The sequence below is a fragment of the Janthinobacterium sp. GW823-FHT03B06 genome, assembly GCF_058796955.1.
Window position 1 is genome coordinate 252,922 of record NZ_JBXAJE010000005.1, and the last position, 19,585, is coordinate 272,506.

Genomic DNA, 19,585 nt, shown 5'->3' on the forward strand with positions numbered 1-19,585 from the left:
GTTCCCCCATCGCCGCCTTGTCCATCCGCGAACGTCTCGGCAGCGCCAAGATCGCCGCGCTCGCGCCGCAACGCATGGCGGCCATCGACAACCGCGGCTACCGCGACCTCAAGCTGCGCATCCATGGGCTGCTGCTCGAACGGGTCGACCTGGAAAGCATGCAGCGCCTGTCGCAGGAGCGCATCCGCGAAGAATTGCGCGGCCTGGTCGAGCGCTTGCTGGATGAAGAGGCGGTGGTCATCAACGAGGCCGAGCGCAGGAGCCTGACGCGCGACATCCAGCACGAGATGCTGGGCTTCGGCCCGCTGGAAACCCTGCTGTCGGACGCCAGTGTGTCGGACATCCTCGTCAACGGCCACCAGCAGGTCTATGTGGAGCGCGGCGGCCGCCTCGAGCTGACCGACGTGTGCTTCGACGATGACGCCCACCTGATGAAAATCATCGACAAGATCGTCTCGCGCGTGGGCCGGCGCATCGACGAATCGAGCCCCATGGTCGATGCGCGCCTGCCCGACGGTTCGCGCGTCAACGCCATCATCCCGCCGCTGGCCATCGACGGCCCCGTGATGTCGATCCGGCGTTTTTCCGTCGATCCGCTGCGCCTGGCCGACCTGGTCGCCTACCGCAGCATGACGGCGGAAATGGCCGAGGTGCTGCAGGGCCTGGGCAAGGCGAAGATGAATATCCTCATTTCCGGCGGTACGGGCAGCGGCAAGACCACCATGCTCAACGTGATTTCCGGCTTTATCGGCCAGACCGAACGCATCGTCACGGTGGAAGACGCGGCCGAACTGCAGTTGCAGCAGCCGCACGTGGTACGGCTGGAAACGCGTCCGCCGAATATCGAAGGCAAGGGCGAAGTGAGCCAGCGCGCGCTGGTGCGCAATGCGCTGCGCATGCGTCCCGACCGCATCATCCTGGGCGAGGTGCGCGGCGCCGAGGCGCTCGACATGCTGGGCGCCATGAACACGGGCCATGAAGGCTCGATGGCGACCATCCACGCCAACACGCCGCGCGACGCCATCACGCGGCTGGAAAACATGATCAGCATGGCGGCGGCCAACCTGCCCAGCAAGGCCATCCGGCAGCAGATCAGCTCGGCCGTGTCGGTGGTGGTGCAGGTGTCGCGCCTGATCGACGGCAAGCGCAAGGTGACGTCGATCCAGGAAATCACGGGCATGGAAGGGGAGGTCATCACGATGCAGGAAATCTTCAGTTTCCGGCAGACGGGCGTGGCCGAGGGCGGCGCGGTGGTCGGGCATTTCTCGGCCAGCGGCATCCGTCCGCGCTTCCTCGAACGCCTGAACAGCTTCGGCATCGGCGTGCCGGCCTCGCTGTTCGAACCCACCGCGGCGGGGCGCTGACACGCCATGCTTTCCTACCTTGTCTATCTGTTTATTTTCCTGGCCGTCCTGCTGCTGGTGGCTGGCGCCTGGCTGGCGTGGCAGGCGGCGCGGGGGCCGGGCGCGGCGCGCGTGGCGCGGCGCCTGCAAGCCATGTATACGGCCAGCGATGGCGAACAGGCGCTGTCGATCACCAAGCAGCGCCCGCTGAGCGTCCATCCGTTTCTGCAAGGCGTGCTGGAAGGCTTGCCCGGCGCGGGGCGCATCGAGCAGCTATTGCTGCAGGCGGGCATGCGCTGGCTCGTGGCCGGTTTCCTCGGCTATTGCGCACTCGGCGCGCTGGCCGGCCTGCTGCTGGCCGGCGCGCTGCCGCTGCCCTGGTATGTGCGCCTGGGCCTGGGCGCGGGCGGCGCCATGCTGCCGTATCTGCTGGTGCGCCGCGCCAGGAGCCGGCGGCTGGTGCGCATCGAGCAGCAGCTGCCGGATGCGCTCGACCTGATGGGCCGCGCCATGCGTGCCGGCCATGCGTTTCCCACCGCGCTGAAAATGGTGGGCGAGGAGATGACGGGGCCGCTGGCCGAGGAATTTCGCGCCGTGTTCGACGAAGTCAGTTTCGGCGTCGCGATGGCCGATGCGCTGGGCAACCTGGCCGCGCGCGTGCCCAGCACGGACTTGCGCTATTTCGTCATCGCCGTGCTGATCCAGCGCGAAACGGGCGGCAACCTGACTGAATTGCTGAGCAGCATCAGCGCCATCATCCGCGACCGCCTGAAATTGCTGGGACAGGTGCGCGTGCTGTCGGCCGAAGGGCGCATGTCGGCCTGGGTCCTGGGCCTGCTGCCGTTCGGCGCGGCGCTGATGATGCACGTGATGAATCCGCAGTTTATCGCCGTGCTGTACACGGATGGGGGCGGGCGCAAGATGGTCGGCGTGGCGCTGGGCTTGCTGATGGTTGGCGTGCTCTGCATCAGAAAAATTATCCATATCCGGGTGTGACATGAAAGAAAAAACACGATGAGCGGCATGAGCGCGGCGCAGCTGGCTTTGCTGGGCCTGCTGTTCCTGATCGTTTTCGCGCTGGCCTTGCTGGTGCTGCGCATATTCGCCGGCAGCGCCGTGCAGGAGCGGCTGCAGGCGCTGGGCGATGCCGGCGCGGCCGGCGATAGCGGGCGCCATGCCAGACGGCGCTGGCTGGCGCATGCCGTCAGCCTGACGCGCCCGCTGGCCAGGCTGTCGCTGCCGGACGAGGGCTGGGAAAGTTCGCCCATCCGCAGCCGCTTCGTCCATGCCGGCTGGCGCAGCCAGGCCGCGCCCGCGCTGTTTTACGCGGCCAAGACGGCCTTGTTCGTGGGCTTGCCGCTGCTGGCGTACTTCCTGCTGCGCCACGGCGGGCACAATATGCTGTTGTGGCTGGTCGCGGCCGCCGCCCTCGGCTATTACCTGCCCAATGTCTGGCTGTCGCATTGCCTGCAACAGCGCCAGCGCGAAGTGTTCGAAACCTTTCCCGATGCGCTGGACCTGATGACGGTGTGCGTCGAAGCGGGGCTGGCCATGGATGCGGCGCTGGCGCGCGTGGCGCAGGAAATCGGCTTGAAAAGCAAGGTCCTGGCCGAAGAGCTGCAACTGGTGACGCTGGAACTGCGCGCCGGCAGCGCCAAGGACAAGGCCTTGCGCAACCTGGCCCTGCGCACCGGGGTGGAAGATGTCGATGCGCTGGTGACCTTGCTGATCCAGGCCGAGCGCTTCGGCACGAGCATCGCCGCGTCGCTGCGCGTGCAGTCCGACCAGCTGCGCACCAAGCGGCGCCAGCGCGCCGAGGAAACGGCGGCCAGGATCGCCCTCAAGCTGCTGTTCCCGCTGATCTTTTTTATCTTCCCGTCGCTGATGGTGGTGCTGATGGGACCGGCGTTCCTGCAGATTTACCGCGTGCTGCTGCCGGCCATGCGGGGCGGCTGAGGGCTGGCCGGGGCCAAAAAAAAGCTGCCGGAGTTTCCTCCGGCAGCTTTTTTACATCAGGGCGCGTCTGGCGATCAGGCGAAAGGCGCCAGCAGCGTGATCATCTGACCGAAGATCTTCGGGCTGGCGGCGATGACGTCGCCCTTGTACAGGTAGTCCGATTCGCCGGAAAATTCACCGACGATGCCGCCCGATTCCGTGATCATCAGGGCGCCGGCGGCGATATCCCAAGGCTTCAAGCCTTTTTCGTAGAAGCCGTCCAGACGGCCGCAAGCGACGTTGGCCAGGTCCAGCGCGGCCGAGCCGGCACTGCGCACGCCCTGGCTGCGTTCGGCCATGATCTGGTACATCTTCAGGTATTCGTCGAGCGCGCGCGGGCCGGCGCCGTGGCCGGTGCCCAGCATGGCGTTCGAAATGCGGTCGAGCTTGGTGACGCGGATGCGTTTTTCGTTCAGGTAGGCGCCGGCGCCCTTGGTGGCCGTGAACAGGTCGTTGCGGACCGGATCGTAGATGACGGCTTGCGTGACGACGCCGCGATGCGCGAGGGCGATCGAGATGCAGTATTGCGGAAAGCCATGGATAAAGTTGGTGGTGCCATCGATCGGGTCGATGATCCACTGATATTCATTCTCGTCGTGCGAGTTGGCGGAAGCTCCCGATTCCTCGGCCAGGAACGCGTGGTCCGGGTAGGCCTTGGACAGCACCTCGATGATGGCTTGTTCGGCCGCCTGGTCGACGTCGGTGACGAAATCGTTATGTTGTTTTTCCGTGACGACGACGCGGTCGAGGTCAAAAGAGGCGCGATTGATGACGGCGGCGCCGCGGCGGGCGGCTTTGATCGCCGTGTTGAGCATTGGGTGCATGTGAGCTTCCGTTAAAAGCACGCGACCGCCCATGGCCGCCTTGCGGCGCCGGTACGATAGAGTGCAAGAATGAATTAAAGAGCGGAGCGGTGCCGAAGTGGTTAAAATCCCGGCCTGGCGTCAGCGTTTTGTGACTCCGTTTCCCGAAATTTCCTGTATCGATACCGCGCAATAGCGCTATTTTAAATGAATCTGCCTGAAATCAACACGTCTCTTTTCAAACGCCTGCGATTTATTCTTGTCGAAACTAGTCGCTCTGGCAACATTGGCGCCGTCGCGCGCGCCATGAAAACGATGGGTTTTTCCGATCTGGTGCTGGTCAACCCCCGCTTTCCCGACGCCTTGACGGACGCGGAAGCGGTGGCCTTCGCCAGCGGCGCGCAGGATATTCTGTCCGGCGCGCGCATCGTCGGCTCGATCGCCGAGGCGCTCGAAGGCTGCAATTACGCGGCGGCCGTGTCGGCCCGACTGCGCGAATTCTCGCCGCCCGTCACGGCTCCGCGCGCCATCGCGGCCCAGCTGGCGGCCAGCGAAGACCTGCACGCGGCCGTCATCTTCGGCAACGAGCGCTTTGGCTTGCCCAACGAGATCGTCGAGCAGTGCAATGTGCTGATCAACATCCCTGCCAACCCCGAGTATTCCTCGCTGAACCTGTCGCAGGCGGCGCAGGTCGTCGCCTACGAATGCCGCGTGGCGGCGCTCGGCGATGGGCAGGCGGCCAGCCCCGTCGGCTTCCATGGCGACGCGGCCAGCCTGGCGCAGGTCGACGGCATGTATGCGCACCTGGAACAGGCGCTGGTCGCCATCGACTTCCTCGACGCGGACAACCCGAAAAAACTCATGCCGCGCTTAAAACGCCTGTTTTCGCGCACGGGGCTGGAAACGGAAGAAGTCAATATCCTGCGCGGCATCGCGCGGCATATCCTGGCGGTCGCCAAAAAAGGCCCATGATCGAGACGCGGCTGCTGCGCCAGTTCATCGCCGTCGCCGAGGAACTCAATTTCCGCCGCGCGGCCGAACGGCTGCACATGGCGCAGCCGCCGTTGTCGCAGGCGATCCTGCGGCTGGAAGAGGCGCTGGGCTACCCCGTTTTCGAACGCACCAACCGCAAGGTCAGCCTGACGCCGGCAGGGGATGCCTTCCTGGCCACGGCGCGCCAGGTGCTGGCCAGCCTGGAAGAGGGCGTGGCGGCCACGCGCCGGGTGGCCCAAGGCATCGAGGGCCACTTGCGCCTCAGTTTTATCCACATTACGCCGTACGCCCACGTGCTGGACGCCTTGCGCGCCTTCCGCGTCGCCTCGCCTGCCGTGCAATTCACCTTGCGCGAAGCATCGACGCAGCAGCAGGTCGAGTGGCTGGAACGGGGCGAGGTCGATATCGCCGTGCTGCGCGCGCCCGGCCGCAGCACGCCCGGCCTGCGCTTCGAGCGCCTGTCCGGCGAAGACATCGTGATCGCGCTGCCGTCGGATCACCGCTGCGCGGGCCAGGCGCGCGTGGACCTGGCGGACCTGGCCGGTGACGATTTCGTCGCCTCGCCGCGCGAGCTGGGCCAGGGTTTCCACGACCAGCTGGCCAGCCTGTGCCTGCATGCGGGTTTCGTGCCGCGCGTGGTGCAGCAGGCGCGCCGCTTGCAGACGGTGCTGGGGCTGGTGGCGGCAGGCTTCGGCGTGGCCCTGCTGCCAGCCAGCCTGGCGGCGTCCAGGCCTGCCGGCGTCGTCATGCTGCCGCTGGCAAGCAGCGCGCCCGCGCCGCTGCGCCAGCTCGACCTGTACATGGCGTGGGACCCGCAACGCACGTCTCCCGTGCGCGAGCGGCTGCTGGCGCAGCTGCGGCTGTCTGCTGCTCAATAAGACTTTGAACGTCTCGTTTCAAGATAAATAAGATATTTTACAGATGGTGGTGCAGGGGCCAGCATGGCGTTTTTGATTGTCAGGAGCTGCCATGTCCACCATGTCTTCACGCACAGTGCTGCCGTCCGCCACGCTGCCATCTTCCATTTATCTTCTTTCCCTGTGCAGCTTCGCCTTCGGCTTGTCTGAATTCATCGCCGCCGGCCTGTTGACCCCCATGGCGCGCGACTTGCACGCGAGCGTGGCGGCGGCCGGCGGCGCCATTGCCGCGTATGCGCTGGGAGCGGCCATCGGCGCGCCCGTGCTGACGGCCATGCTGGCGCGCCGCCCCGTGCGTCAGGTGCTGGTGGCCACCATGCTCGTGCTGGCGGCCGGCAGCATGGCCATGGCGGCCGCGCCGGCGTTGGGCGCGCTGCTCGGTGTGCGTTTTGCCGTGGGCCTCGCGCATGGCGTGTTCATGGCCGTCGCTTCGCATGCGGCCACCAGCCTGGTCGACCCGTCCCGCGCGGGACGCGCGCTGTCCATCGTCTGGCTGGGCCTGACCCTGGCGCTGGCGGGCGGCGTGCCGCTGGGGACGTGGCTGGGCGCCGTCTCGTCGTGGCGCTGGGTCTTTTTCACCATCGGCGTGCTGGCCCTGTGCGGCGGTGCCGGCTTGCGCTGCGCCATGCCCGCCGCGCGCCAGCCGCTTGCTGCCACGTCGGCCCTGGCCAGCCTGCGCGCCATCCTGCAGCCGCCCCTCCTGCTGGCGGCCGGCGTGGCGGCGCTGGTCAGCGTGGCCACCTTCAGCTTTTTTACGTATGTCTCGCCGTTCCTGCTGCAGCTGGGCGGGCTCGATGCGGGCTGGCTCAGCGCCGCCATGCTGTGCTTTGGCGCGTGCGCCATCGGCGGCAACCTGCTGGGCGGCTGGTGCGCGGACCGTCCCCACGCCCTGCGCTGCACCGTGCTGGCCCTGGCCGCGCTGGCGCTCAACCTGCTGGGATTTTATGCGCTGCGCACGCATCCCCTGGCCATGCTGGCCCTGTGCGGCACTTTGGGCTTGCTGTTCTTTGCCCTCGTCACCCTGTCGACCATGCGCCTGCTGCGCCTGGCGCAGCAGCATTGCCCGGGCAGCGATGCGGTGGCGGCGGGCCTGAATATCGCCGCCTTCAATGCGGGCACGGCTGCCGGCGGGGCGCTGGGCGGTGTGCTGATCGTCGCCTTCGGCTTGCCAGGCATCGCCATCGGCGGCGCGCTGGCGGCGCTGCTGGCCATGCTGCCGCTGTGGTTACAGTCGCGCAAACTAGACGGCTCGCTCTAGTTTTTGCGCGCGGAAGCGCACTTCCTTTGGCGTACACTGGCCTGCAAAAGGCCGTACAAAACAAGGGGAGACATGGGAATGCGACGCAGATCGTTTTTGAAACTGGGCGTGTTGGGCGCCTGTGCGCTGGCCGCCGGCGGCGCCGCCTACCGCCTGGTGCGCGGGCCGGCGCCTCCTGGCCGTTTCGTGCTCGACGGCGAAGCGCGCGCTGCGCTGGCGGCCATCGTGCCGGCCATGCTGGGCAGCGCGCTGCCGCAGGAAGCCCCCGCGCGGGCCGCGGCGCTCGATGGCGCCATCGCCGGCGTGGACACGGCCATCCATGGCTTGCCCTTGGCGGCGCAGCAGGAAGTGCAGGATTTGTTTGGCTTGCTGGCGCTGGCGCCCGCGCGGCGCTTCGTCGCCGGTGTAACAGGTGGCTGGCACGCAGCCGATCCGGCCCAGGTGGCCGCCTTTCTGCAGGCGTGGCGCACGCACCGCCTGGCCACCCTGCAGACGGCCTATCTGGCCCTGCATGACCTGATCCTCGGCGCCTGGTACGCCGATGCCGCCCACTGGGCCGCCATCGGCTATCCGGGGCCGCTGCCCGAACTGAGCGCATAAGGCATCCATGAGCATATCCCCCATTCCTGATCCCATCGCCGCCGGCATTGCGGCAGGCTGGAACGTCACCGACGCCAGCACCCTGGGCACCGACCGTACCTTCGAGGCGGACGTCGTCGTCATCGGCAGCGGCGCCGGCGGCGGCGTGACGGCGGAAATCCTCGCGCTGGCCGGCTTGAAAGTCTTGATGGTCGAAGAGGGCGGCTTGAAGTCCTCGAAGGACTTCAAGATGCGCGAAGCGCAGGCCTATCCCGCGCTGTACCAGGAATCGGCCGCGCGCAAGACGCGCGACAAGGCCATCAATATCCTGCAGGGGCGCACGGTGGGCGGTTCGACCACCGTCAACTGGACCTCGAGTTTTCGCACGCCGCCCGGCACCCTCGAATACTGGCGCCGGCATTTTGGCTTGTCCGGCTATTCGGTGGACGCCATGGCGCCGTGGTTCGCCATGATGGAGAAGCGCCTGCACGTGAGCGACTGGGCCGCGCCGCCCAACGAAAACAACGATTTATTGCGCCGTGGCGCCGCGGCGCTGGGGATTCCGACGGCCGCCATCCGGCGCAACGTGAACGGCTGCTGGAACCTCGGCTACTGCGGCATGGGCTGCCCGACCAACGCCAAGCAGTCGATGCTGGTGACGACGATTCCGTCGGCGCTGGCGCTGGGCGCGGGCCTGCTCGTGCATGCGCGCGCCGAGCGTTTCAGCTTCAAGGGCGAGCGCATCGACAGCCTGCAAGTCACTGCGCTGGACGCGGCCGGGCAAGTACCCACGGGCGTGCGCCTGACGCTGCGCGCGAAACATTTTGTGCTGGCCGGCGGCGCCATCAATTCGCCGGCCCTGCTGCTGCGCTCGCAGGCGCCCGACCCGCACGGCTTGCTGGGCCGGCGCACCTTTTTGCATCCTACCGTGGTGTCGGCGGGCCTGTTCCCGCAGCGCGTCGACGCCTATGCGGGCGCGCCGCAGACGATTTATTCCGACCATTTCCTGCACACGGCGCCCATCGACGGCCCCATCGGCTACAAGCTCGAAGCGCCGCCTTTGCACCCGCTGCTGATGGCCACCACCATGGGCGGCTTCGGCGACGAGCATGCGCGCACCATGCGCGACTTCCCCCATGCGCACGCCTTGCTGGCCTTGCTGCGCGACGGCTTTCACCATGACTCGGCGGGCGGCAGCGTCTCCATCGACAGCTTCGGCGCGCCCGTGCTCGACTATCCGCTCACGCCGTTCATCTGGGATGGCGTGCGGCGCGCGCTGCTGTCGATGGCGGAAATCCAGTTCGCCGCCGGCGCCAGGAGCGTGTATCCCGTGCACGAGATGGCCAGCCATTACGCGAGCTGGACGCAGGCGAAGCGGGCCATCGGCGACTTGCCGATGCAGGCGCTGCTGGCGCGCGTGGTATCGGCCCACGTGATGGGCGGCTGCGCCATGTCGGACGATGCGCGCCTGGGCGTGACGGGCGCCGACGGCCGCTACCACGGCGTGCGCAACCTGTCCGTGCACGACGGCTCGCTGTTTCCCACGTCGATAGGCGCCAATCCGCAACTGACGATCTATGCGCTGGCCGCGCGCCTGGCCAGCGGGCTGGCGCAGCAATTAACGGGCAAGCCGGCGCCCGTTCCTCTTGCAGGCGCTGCATGATCGCGCGCATCCTCAAGTGGCTGATGCTGCTGCAGGTGCTGGCCGTGCTGGGGTTGGCGTACCTGGCCATGCACGCGTGGGGCGTCGCCTCGCCCGCCATGGCCCTGCTGCTGGCGGGCGCCATGCTGCTGGCCGTGCGCGCGCTGATCGTGGCGCGCAATTTCTGGCAGAGCCGGCGCCTGGGCAGCCCCGTACCAGAGCAATATCAGTTGGGTGCCGGGGGCGCCGCGCGCCTGTTTTTCGGCGAGCTGCGCGCTACCCTGCGGTCCTCGTCGTGGGACATGCTGCGTCCGCGCCTGCATGCGGCCGACAACGTCGCTGGCCAGGGTCTGCCGGTGCTGCTGGTGCACGGCTATGTGTGCAACCGCGGCTACTGGACGCAGCTGAGCCGGCAGCTGGCGCGCGCCGGCATCGCGCACGACGGCGTCGACCTGGAGCCGATAGGCGCCGACATCGAAGACTTCGTGCCGCAGGTCGAGCAAGCGATCGAGGCGTTGTGCGCGCGCACGGGCAGCGACCGCGTCATCATCGTCGCCCACAGCATGGGCGGCCTGGTGGCGCGCGCCTGGCTGCGCCGTTACGGCGCGGCCCGCGTGGCGCGCATCCTCACCATCGGCACGCCGCACCACGGCACGGCGCTGGCCAACCTGGCGGCGGGGACGAATGCGCGGCAGATGAGCCGCATCGACGATGCGCCCAGCGGCTGGCTGGCGCAGCTGGCCGCCAGCGAGACGCCGGAGACGCGCGCGCTGATCACGTCGATGTATTCGCATCACGACAATATCGTCGCGCCGCAAGCGTCCGCGCAGTTGCCGGGCGCGCGCAATCTCGCCTTTGGCGGCATCGGCCACGTGGCGCTGGCCAGCGACGCGCGCGTGCTGCGCCGGCTGCTGGCAGAAATCACTATCAAGAACGAAGTCGCCCAGCCCCCTTCGGCCCCCCATTTCGCCTGAGTCCTGTTGTGTTTTGTCTGCATGGCAAGACTGTCTGTTTTGACTCTGCTGTTGCCCCTGTTTAACAACGCAAGGGGCAGATAATGCTGTTTTCCACTGGCGTACTGTATTAAGCTAGCATCGGAAGACAGGCGGTGGAAATTTGTTCTTGAGGCCGCTTGCCCCGTTCCGCAGCCTGACGACGGCCACCTATTTCTCTGGATATATGGCAAGATGTTGTAGGATTGTTATGGTGGCCGCGCAAGCGGAAAGTTGAACGCAGGCAGAAAATGAGTCCATGCAGTTTTTATTGGGGGCGCTAATTGTCCGCACGTATACTGATTATCGAAGATAACGCCACCAATATGGAATTGATGGTGTACTTGCTGCGTGCCTTCGGGTACACGCCGCTGGCCGCCTATGACGGTGAAGAGGGCGTGCGCATGGCGCGCAGCGAATTGCCCGACCTGATCATTTGCGACGTGCATTTGCCCAAGCTCGATGGCTATGGCGTGGTGGCGGAGCTGAAGAAAGACCCGCTGCTGCGCAAGATTCCTGCCTTGGCCGTGACGGCGCTGGCCATGGTGGGCGACCGCGAACGCCTGCTCGAAGCGGGCTTCAATGGCTACATCGGCAAGCCGATCGAACCTGACCTGTTCGTGGCGGAGCTGGAGTCTTTTTTACCCGGGGCGCCGTCGACGCCAGTTAAAAACGACATAGCCACCATCCTGATCGTCGATGATCATGTGCTGAACCGCGAATTCCTCACCGCTCTGCTGGGCTACGGCGGCCACCGCCTGCTGGAGGCGGCCAATGGCGCCGACGCGCTGGAAATCCTGCGCACCGAGCGGCCGGACCTGATCATCTCCGACATCCTCATGCCGAACATGGACGGCTACGAATTCGTCACGCGCGTGCACGCCGATCCCGCGCTGACCGACGTGCCCATCATCTTTTATACGGCCACCTACCGCGAGCAGGAAGCGATCCTGCTGGCGCAGGCATGCGGCGTGCGCTGGGTGCTGCCCAAGCCGTCCGATCCCGAGGTTATCGTGCGCACCGTCAACGAGGCGCTGGGACTGATGCCGGCGGCGGCCCAGATGGCGGCGGGGCCCGGCGCGGGCGGCGGGGCGGCGCTTCCCGTCACGGGCAAGCTGGCCGGCATCGAGCATCAGGTCAGCGGCTACCTCGACGAACTCGAATCGAGCAGCCAGCAGATTTCGCAGCTGGCCAGCCAGCGCGAGGGCCAGGCCGCGCTTCCCGAAGACCTGGGCGTCATGACGGAGCGCCTGTCGCGTTCGCTGTCGAGCCTGCAGGCGGTGAGCCTGCGCCTGACGGCCCTGATCGAACTGGGCATCGAGTTGGGCGCCGAACGCGATCCGCGCGCCCTGATCGAGGCGGGCTGCAAGGTGGCGCAGAATATCTGCGTCTCCAAGTACGCCTGCATCGGCGTGCTGGAAGAGGGCGCCGAAAAGCTCAGCTATTTTTCCTCGTGCGGCGCCGAGAAAAACCTCGAGCGCATCGCTAGCGCGCCGCGCACGGGCATCCTGAACCGCTTGCTGGAACAGCGCCAGCCCTACCGGGTCAATGGCTTGAAGGGCGATCCCGGCGCGCTGGGCTTGCCCGACACGCACCCGCCCGTGCATTCCTTCCTGGGCGTGGCCATCGCTTCGCGCGAACGCAGCCACGGCTGGCTGTACCTGGTCGACAAGCTGGGGGCGAATGAATTTTCCGAAGTCGACGAGCGCGTCGCCGCGACGGTGGCGGCGCAGATCGCCGTCGCCTACGACAATCTGCTGCTGTACGACGAGATCAAGCGCCATCACGAGCAGCTGACACTGGACATGGCGGCGCGCATCCGCCTCGATGAAGACTTGCGCCGCTTCCGCCTGGCGATGGATGCCACGGCCGACGCGATTTTCCTCGTCGACCGCGCCGGCATGTGCTTCGTCGACGTCAACCAGACGGCTTGCCGCATGCTCGGTTTCGAGCGCGAGGATTTCCTGCGCGTGGGGCCGGGCCGCGCGCACGAGGGCGAATCCCAGCTCGAAGAGCTGTACAACAAGCTGCTGGCCGGCGACCAGGGCGGCCCGATGACGGAATTGCAGCTGCAGCGCAAGGACGGCTCGCCGCTGTCGGTGGAAGTGCAGCGGCGCACCCTGCGCTCGGGGCAGAGCTGGATTCTGGTGGCCGTGGCGCGCGACATCACCGAGCGCAAGGATGCCGAGCAGCGTCTGATGAAGCTGGCCCATTTCGATACTTTGACGGGCTTGCCGAACCGCAGCCAGTTTTTCGCTTCGCTGACCCATTCGCTGTCCCAGGCGGCCGAACACCAGTGGGCCGTGGCCGTGCTGTTCATGGATGTCGACCGCTTCAAGAATATCAACGATACTCTGGGCCACACCATCGGCGACGACCTGCTGCGGCAGTTTTCCAGCCGCCTCGTCGATTGCCTGCGCGTGCGCGACACCATCGGCCGCTTTGGCGGCGATGAATTTGCCACCATCCTGGTGCTGCCCGAAGGCGCCCAGCATGCCGTGGGCGTGGTCGACAAGATCCGCGAGGCGATGCGCAAGCCCTTCGACTTGCAGGGCCACGAGGTGACGGTGACGGTCAGCATCGGCATTTCCGTGTTCCCCGAGGATGCGCTCGATGCGGACACCCTGATTCAATACGCCGACACGGCCATGTACCGCGCCAAGGAAGCGGGGCGCGACGCCTTCCGCTTCTTCACGGCGGAAATGAATGCGCAATCGATGGCGCGGCTGGACATGGAAAATGCCTTGCGGCGCGCCATCGACAACGAGGAATTCGTGCTGTTCTTCCAGCCCAAGGTGAATATCATCTCGGGGCGCATCAGCGGCGCCGAAGCGCTGATCCGCTGGCGCCGTCCGGGCCACGGCATGGTCTCGCCGGCCCTGTTCATCCCCCTGCTGGAAGAAACGGGCCTCATCGTGCGCGTCGGCAACTGGGTGCTCGACGAGGCGTGCAAGAAGATCAGCGAGTGGGGCGCCAGCAGCATCGGCCCCGTGCACCTGTCGGTGAACGTGTCGGGCATCCAGTTCTTCGTCGGCGGCCTGGAAGAGGAGGTGCTCAAGGCCATCCGCAAGTACGATATCGCGCCCGACCTGCTGGAACTGGAGCTGACGGAAAGCTCGCTGATGTCGAACGCCGAGGAGACCATCTCCGTGCTGCGCAACCTGAAGGCGCTGGGCATCCAGATTTCCATCGACGATTTCGGCACCGGCTATTCCAGCCTGGCCTACCTGAAGCGCTTCCCCATCGACAAGCTGAAGATCGACATCGCCTTCGTGCGCGAAGTGACGAGCAATCCGGACGACGCGGCCATCGTGCTGGCCATCATCAGCATGGCGCACAGCATGAAACTGGAGGTGATTGCCGAAGGCGTGGAAAACGATGCGCAGCTGGCTTATTTGCGGCGCCACGGCTGCGACGAGATGCAGGGCTATTATTTCAGCCGCCCCGTGCCGCAGGAAGAATTCGAGCAGATGCTGATGGGGGGCAAGCTGCTGCAGGCGCCGCAGGATGATGGCAGCGAAGAGCAGCAAACCTTGCTGATCGTCGACGACGATGTCTTCATGCTCGACGTGCTCAGCGACTTCCTGGCGCAGGACGGCTACCGCATCCTGACGGCGCAGACGGCCGCCGAGGGCTTCGACATCCTGGCGCGCCACAAGGTGCAGGTGATCCTGTGCGACCAGTGCATGCCGCTCATGAGCGGCACCGAATTCATGGAGCGGGTCAAGCACCTGTGCCCCGACACCTTCCGCATCATGCTGTCGGCCTTTGCCGACCTGACGCCCATCATGGCGGCCATCAACCGCGGCGCCGTCGACCGCTTCTACACCAAGCCGTGGAAAGGCGCCGTGCTGCGCGAGAATATCCGCGAAGGCTTCCGCTTGCACAAGCTGCTGCATGGCCCCGTGAAAGCGGCGGCTTAGGCGCTGGCCGCGCGCAAGCGACCGGCCGCCGCGTGCGCTGGCGCACCTTGGGGCGCAGCTCGCTATCGAATTAGACTCCCGTCTCTAGTTTTGCTCTCTAGAATAAAAACATCCATGTAGTGGCATGGCCTTTCACATGACGGGAGCGGGCGATGGTAAAGAAATTGAAGGAACTGGCGGAAGACACGGAATTGGCGAGCGCCGTGCGCTCGTCGGCGCAGCAGATCTGGCAAGCGGGCCTGGGCGCCTTCGCCAAGGCGCAGGAAGAGGGCGGACGCGTGCTTTCCAAGCTGGTCAAGGAGGGCACGGAATTCCAGAAGCGCGCCGAAGACAAGGTGGCCGATGTCAGCGGCAGCGTCAGCAAGCTGGCCGATGGTGTGGGCAAGCAGGCCACCGGTTCCTGGGACAAGCTGGAACAGGTGTTTGAGGAGCGTGTGGCGCGGGCCCTGGCCACCATCGGCGTGCCCATGCAAAACGACATTGCCGCGCTGCACGCCAAGATCGATGCCTTGAGCGTGCAGGTGGCGGCCCTGTCGGGCAAGGCCGCGCCGGCGGCCAAGCCGAAGGCCGTTGCCAAGCCTGCCGCGAAGACGGCGCCGAAAACGGCACCGAAGGTGGCCGTCGCCAAGGCTCCGGGCAAGGCACCGGCCAAGACGACCGCCAAGGCGGTGCCGCGCACCGCCGCCAAGTCCGTGACCAAGCCCGTGACCAAGCCAGCCGCCAGCAAGCCAGCCGTCAGGCCGGCCGCGAAGAAAAAAGCATCGCCGACCTGAGCTGGCGCAGCATTCCTCCAGCCTGCTCGCGCAGGCTTTTTTTTGCCTGCCTTATTCGCCGCCGCCGTGGGGCGCGGTGTTTCATTACGGCTATCTTAGGTGGTATGCTTGAGGCAGAACACAGAGAGATTGCCCGCCATGCTACAAAAAGCACCACGCCGTACCCGCGAACGCATCCTGGAGTTGTCGCTGCGCCTGTTCAATGAGTTTGGTGAGCCGAATATCACGACGACCGTGATTGCGGAAGAGATGAACATTTCGCCGGGAAACCTGTATTACCACTTCCGTAACAAGGACGACATCGTCAACTCGATCTTCGTCCAGTTCGAGGCGGAAATCGAACGCATCCTGACCGTGCCCGACGGGCGCCGCTCGAATATCGAGGATGTCTGGCTGTACCTGCACCTGATGTTCGAACTGATCTGGCGCTACCGCTTTTTCTATCGCGACCTCAACGATTTGTTGTCGCGCAACCGCAAGCTGGAATTGCACTTCAAACTGATCCTGGCGCACAAGATCAAGGTGGCTACGCAGCTGTGCGAAGATTTGCGCAGCGAACAGTCGCTCGAGGCGTCGGACATGGAAGTGGCCGCCATGGCGACGAATATGGTGGTCGTCGCCACCTACTGGCTGTCGTACGAATACGTGCGCAATCCGCGCAAGTACAGCGAGCAGCAATCGATGTCCGATGCGCTGGCGCGCGGCTGCTACCAGGTGCTGTCCCTGATCGGGCCCTATTTGCGCAATGAAACGCATTTGCTGTTTCGCAAACTGTCGGAAGAGTATGTGACCAAACTCAAGAACGACTGATGCGGCTGTTGGCGCCACGTCGTCAATTACAGGAGAGATATATGGCTTGGAAACAATTTCCCTATCCGGACGCAGCATATGTCTACACCCCGCAAACCCTGGAAGCGGCCTGGTCGCGCCTGCATGCGGGCGACGTGGAACCGTTTCCCACGCACCCTGCGCTGGTGCAAGCCTGGCTGGCCTTCCATGCGGGCGACTTCGAGCGCGCCGTGAAGCTGGGCCTGGCCGTCGGCGTGCCCGGTTATGCGGTGGCGCACAAGGCCACCTGCATCTACGCCACGCACCTGGAAGGCAATGACAGCCAGAAACTCGACATGTACGAGGAAGTGGCCGAGCGCTGTGAGCGCCAGCAGAGCGAGCAGCCGGACAATCCGGCCGGCTACTACTGGCATGCCTACAGCCTGGGCCGCTACGCGCTCGGCACTTCCGTCGTCAAGGCGCTGGCGCAGGGCATGGGCGCGCGCGTGCGCAACAGCCTGGACCGCACGATGACGATCGCGCCCATGCATGCGGAAGCGCATATCGCGTTTGGGATTTATCATACGGAAATTATCGACAAGGTCGGCGTCATGATAGGGGGGCTGACCTATGGCGCCAACAAGGAAGACGGCTACCAGCACTTCAAGACGGCGCTGGCCCTGACGCCGTATTCGGCGCTCGCGCACAGCGAATATGCGCGCGCATTGAATATGCTCGATGGAAAGAAAAAGCTGGCGGAAGCGCTGGCCTTGTATGAAAAGGCGGCCGAGTGCGTGGCACTGGACGCCAAGGAACGCCTCGAAGTCGAGGCGGCGATCGATGAATTGAAAGGGTAGGGACGACTGTGATCAAGGCTTTATGTGTGTACTGTGGCGCCAACGCGGGCGTCTCGCCGGACTATGCCGTGGCGGCGCGCGATCTGGCGCGCGTGCTGGTGGCGGAAAATATTTCGCTCGTGTATGGCGGCGGAAAAGTGGGCCTGATGGGCGTGATCGCCGATGAAGTGCTGCGCCTGGGCGGCGAGGTAACGGGCGTGATTCCCACCCAGCTGGTGGAACGCGAAGTGGGCCACATGGGCTTGACGCGCCAGTTCATCGTGAAGGACATGCATGAGCGCAAGGCGATGATGGCCAGCCTGTCCGATGCCTTCATCGCCATGCCCGGCGGTTATGGCACCCTGGAAGAACTGTTCGAGATGCTCACGTGGGCCCAGCTGGGCTTGCATGCCAAGCCCATCGGCCTGCTCAATGTCGACCGTTTCTATGATGGCTTGATTGCTTTCGTGCAAAACGGCAAGGAGCAGGGTTTCATCCGCCCGCAGCACGCGGCGTTCCTCAATGCCGACGCCGATCCTGCCGCGCTGGTGCAGCGCCTGAAGGAGTGCGCGCCGTAATGCCGTTTTCGCCTGGCGGTGCGTATGCCGCCAGGCACCTATTTTCCCTGTCGCTTGCAAGGGCCATGCAGTACGCACTGCATGGCTTTTTTATTTCCGCATGGGAAAATTGATCGGGCCTGATGAGTTAATTAATAAAAATATGGCAAAAAAATTGCAGTAATAGCATGTTTTTTTGAAAATGAAGATGATTTTTAAGCATGGCTGTGGTCTACTGGCATGGTTCAAAGTTAGGAATATCGGACACCGACGAGCGTTGTACAGACTCCCAAAAAAAAGGTGCCGGTCCATTTCAAGTTGCCACAACCACGCTACTTCATCATCTCGAAAGGATGCTATTTTGAAACCTATGACCCTCTTGCGAGCGACCGCTGTCGCCGCCATTCTGGCCAGCGCTGGCGGCGCCCACGCACAAACCACCATCATCGGCTTCGATCCGCTGGAACAACCCGGCTACTTTGGTTCCGTGTTCAAGTCCTACTCCGAAGGCGGCTACAACTTCGACAGCAGTTTCGGGCTGCTGAGCTCGGCACACCAGAATAGCCTCGCCTATGCCGGTTCGGCCGGTCTCGGTGCGACGCTCCTGTCGACGACTACCCTGAGCCGTGCCGATGGCGGCGCTTTCTCGCTGAGCTCGATCAGCCTGGCTGACTTCGTGAGCTTGCCCGGTTCCTTTGACGTGACCTTCGTCGGCCACCAAGTGGGCGGCGGCACGGTGAGCCAGACCTTCACCCTCGGCGGCGGCCACACCTTCGCCGATTACACGTTTACGGGTTTCAGCAATCTGCTGTCGGCAACGTGGAAGGAAGGCGCCTTGCATACCTTCCAGGTCGACAATATCGCCGCCAGCGTGAGCGCCGTGCCGGAACCGGCCACCTACGGCATGCTGCTGGGCGGTTTGGGCCTGCTTGGCTTCATGCTTCGCCGCAAGAACGCCGCCTGAGCCTGAACATGGTGCCGGCCATGCCGGCGCGCCTGTAAAAAAGCCGCCCGTTTTACCGGGCGGCCATGCTGACTAGCCAGCGCACTCGAACAATGCCGCCCAGTATGCCGGGCGGCATTTTCACGTGGACTTCATGCGCAGACCGTCATCCGCAGCAGTTCATGACCACAGGCGCTGGCCTGACAGGTCGAGCTGGGTCAGGTACAGGCGCACGTCGAATTCGTACTGGTGGTACTGCGGTTCCATATATGTGCACAGCTTGTAGAAGGCCTTGTCGTGCTGCTTTTCCTTGACGTGCGCCAGTTCGTGCACGGCGATCATGCGCAGGAATTCCAGCGGCACTTCCTTGAACATGGTCGCCACGCGGATTTCATGTTTGGCCTTGAGCTTGCCTCCCTGCACGCGCGAGATCGAGGTATGCAAGCCCAGCGCATGCTGGATCACATGGATCTTGCTGTCGAACGCCACCTTGTTGATCGGCTCGGCATTGCGCAGGAATTCATTCTTCAAGTCCTGCACATACTGGTACAGCGATTTGTCGTTGCGCACATCGTGCGCGTTCGGGTAGCGTTTTAATAACACTTCGCCCAGCTTGTCTTGCGCGATCAGTTGCTGCACTTGCGCTTGCGTTTGTTCGGAATAGGCGCTCAGGTATTTCAGGGATGGCTGCATGCGGGGAAGGGCGGGACTTGGCGCGGAGGTGTCGGTAAGGCGAGAATGTACCATACCGCCGCGCCCCGCGCTGCGCCACCCCTTGCACGGAGCTGCCAGGGCCGCCCCGTGCCTTCGCGCGCCAAGCCGTGCGTTGCCGGGCTAAGCCGCTCGCTCGGCCCGGCAAGTCCCGCAGCCCGGTCAGCCCTTGTCGTCTTCGTCCTTGCCGCCCTGACGGCCCGTGCCGCCGCTGCGCCCCGCCGTGCTGCTGCGGTTTTCATTGGCGCGCTGAGCCGATTGCCGGCTTTCGCCGCCTTTCCTGCCGATTTCCGCCATGTGTTCGCGGTTGCGGCTGACGGCTTCACCGCCTTTCTGCCCGGCACGGCGTGCTTCTTCCGAGTCGAATTCATGCGCCGTGCCTTTTTGATGGGCTGCCTGGCCGCCCTTGCTGGCAATTTCGCGTTGCTGTTCCTCATTCATGGCGGCGAAACCGCGCTTGCTCGTGCCTTTGGCGCTGCCCGATTCGCTGGCTTTCTGGCTGCTGCCAGTGCCTTTGCCCTGTTCATTACCTTGATTGCTAGCCATGTCGCT

General features: G+C 64.8%; 18 protein-coding genes. 15 read left to right on the forward strand and 3 right to left on the reverse strand.

Going from position 1 to position 19,585, the window contains the following annotated elements; translation table 11 throughout:
- Nucleotides 1-17: 17 nt before the first annotated feature.
- From AC1RBA_RS18570 to AC1RBA_RS18580, 3 genes are read left to right on the forward strand one after another with little or no spacing between them, the layout of a single operon-like run.
- Entirely contained in the window at nucleotides 18-1,364 is a 1,347-nt protein-coding gene (locus AC1RBA_RS18570; protein WP_070291412.1) for a TadA family conjugal transfer-associated ATPase, read from the forward strand.
- Between the two features lie 6 nt (nucleotides 1,365-1,370).
- Nucleotides 1,371-2,339 (forward strand): type II secretion system F family protein, encoded by a 969-nt coding sequence (locus tag AC1RBA_RS18575; protein WP_070312938.1) that lies wholly within the window; start codon nucleotides 1,371-1,373, stop codon nucleotides 2,337-2,339.
- Between the two features lie 18 nt (nucleotides 2,340-2,357).
- Nucleotides 2,358-3,299, forward strand: coding sequence for a type II secretion system F family protein (locus AC1RBA_RS18580; RefSeq protein ID WP_162995604.1), 942 nt, complete (start codon nucleotides 2,358-2,360; stop codon nucleotides 3,297-3,299).
- A gap of 74 nt (nucleotides 3,300-3,373) precedes the next feature.
- On the opposite strand, the gene AC1RBA_RS18585 is transcribed toward AC1RBA_RS18580, so the two are convergent.
- Nucleotides 3,374-4,153: an inositol monophosphatase family protein gene (locus AC1RBA_RS18585; RefSeq protein WP_326457276.1), complete on the reverse strand. Its 780-nt coding sequence runs from the start codon at nucleotides 4,151-4,153 to the stop codon at nucleotides 3,374-3,376.
- 195 nt (nucleotides 4,154-4,348) lie between these two features.
- Here AC1RBA_RS18585 and AC1RBA_RS18590 point away from each other — a divergent pair, with 195 nt between their 5' ends.
- The 12 genes from AC1RBA_RS18590 to AC1RBA_RS18645 all read left to right on the forward strand — a co-directional run bounded on the left by AC1RBA_RS18590 (nucleotide 4,349) and on the right by AC1RBA_RS18645 (nucleotide 18,343).
- On the forward strand, nucleotides 4,349-5,113 hold the full coding sequence (locus AC1RBA_RS18590) for an RNA methyltransferase (RefSeq protein WP_492419515.1): 765 nt from the start codon (nucleotides 4,349-4,351) through the stop codon (nucleotides 5,111-5,113).
- Nucleotides 5,110-6,012: a LysR substrate-binding domain-containing protein gene (locus AC1RBA_RS18595; protein ID WP_492419516.1), complete on the forward strand. Its 903-nt coding sequence runs from the start codon at nucleotides 5,110-5,112 to the stop codon at nucleotides 6,010-6,012. Before AC1RBA_RS18590 ends, AC1RBA_RS18595 begins: the two co-directional genes overlap by 4 nt.
- Before the next feature lie 100 nt (nucleotides 6,013-6,112).
- Nucleotides 6,113-7,309, forward strand: a complete 1,197-nt coding sequence (locus AC1RBA_RS18600) for an MFS transporter (protein ID WP_492419517.1) — start codon at nucleotides 6,113-6,115, stop codon at nucleotides 7,307-7,309.
- 72 nt (nucleotides 7,310-7,381) lie between these two features.
- Nucleotides 7,382-7,909 carry a hypothetical protein gene (locus tag AC1RBA_RS18605; RefSeq protein ID WP_492419518.1) on the forward strand — a complete coding sequence of 176 codons (528 nt, stop codon included), beginning with the start codon at nucleotides 7,382-7,384 and terminating at the stop codon, nucleotides 7,907-7,909.
- Between the two features lie 7 nt (nucleotides 7,910-7,916).
- A complete protein-coding gene (locus tag AC1RBA_RS18610) occupies nucleotides 7,917-9,551 on the forward strand; it encodes a GMC family oxidoreductase (RefSeq protein ID WP_492419519.1) in 1,635 nt (544 codons plus the stop codon).
- Nucleotides 9,548-10,504 (forward strand): esterase/lipase family protein, encoded by a 957-nt coding sequence (locus AC1RBA_RS18615; protein WP_492419520.1) that lies wholly within the window; start codon nucleotides 9,548-9,550, stop codon nucleotides 10,502-10,504. The genes AC1RBA_RS18610 and AC1RBA_RS18615 overlap by 4 nt, the downstream gene beginning before the upstream one ends.
- Nucleotides 10,505-10,806: 302 nt before the next feature.
- The gene (locus tag AC1RBA_RS18620; protein WP_492419521.1) at nucleotides 10,807-14,445 is read left to right on the forward strand and encodes an EAL domain-containing protein; all 3,639 of its coding nucleotides are present in this window, start codon (nucleotides 10,807-10,809) and stop codon (nucleotides 14,443-14,445) included.
- A gap of 152 nt (nucleotides 14,446-14,597) precedes the next feature.
- The gene (locus AC1RBA_RS18625; protein WP_492419523.1) at nucleotides 14,598-15,218 is read left to right on the forward strand and encodes a phasin family protein; all 621 of its coding nucleotides are present in this window, start codon (nucleotides 14,598-14,600) and stop codon (nucleotides 15,216-15,218) included.
- A 138-nt stretch (nucleotides 15,219-15,356) separates the two neighbouring features.
- Entirely contained in the window at nucleotides 15,357-16,028 is a 672-nt protein-coding gene (locus AC1RBA_RS18630; RefSeq protein WP_034758777.1) for a TetR/AcrR family transcriptional regulator, read from the forward strand.
- Nucleotides 16,029-16,069: 41 nt separating this feature from the next.
- A complete protein-coding gene (locus tag AC1RBA_RS18635; protein ID WP_070224976.1) occupies nucleotides 16,070-16,843 on the forward strand; it encodes a tetratricopeptide repeat protein in 774 nt (257 codons plus the stop codon).
- An 11-nt stretch (nucleotides 16,844-16,854) separates the two neighbouring features.
- Complete coding sequence (locus AC1RBA_RS18640; protein ID WP_162995816.1) at nucleotides 16,855-17,400, forward strand: LOG family protein; 546 nt, start codon at nucleotides 16,855-16,857, stop codon at nucleotides 17,398-17,400.
- A 349-nt stretch (nucleotides 17,401-17,749) separates the two neighbouring features.
- Complete coding sequence (locus AC1RBA_RS18645) at nucleotides 17,750-18,343, forward strand: PEP-CTERM sorting domain-containing protein (RefSeq protein ID WP_070224977.1); 594 nt, start codon at nucleotides 17,750-17,752, stop codon at nucleotides 18,341-18,343.
- 159 nt (nucleotides 18,344-18,502) lie between these two features.
- On the opposite strand, the gene AC1RBA_RS18650 is transcribed toward AC1RBA_RS18645, so the two are convergent.
- Nucleotides 18,503-19,015, reverse strand: a complete 513-nt coding sequence (locus AC1RBA_RS18650; RefSeq protein ID WP_070304061.1) for a YgjP-like metallopeptidase domain-containing protein — start codon at nucleotides 19,013-19,015, stop codon at nucleotides 18,503-18,505.
- A gap of 180 nt (nucleotides 19,016-19,195) precedes the next feature.
- Complete coding sequence (locus AC1RBA_RS18655) at nucleotides 19,196-19,579, reverse strand: KGG domain-containing protein (RefSeq protein WP_070224979.1); 384 nt, start codon at nucleotides 19,577-19,579, stop codon at nucleotides 19,196-19,198.
- Nucleotides 19,580-19,585: the final 6 nt, after the last annotated feature.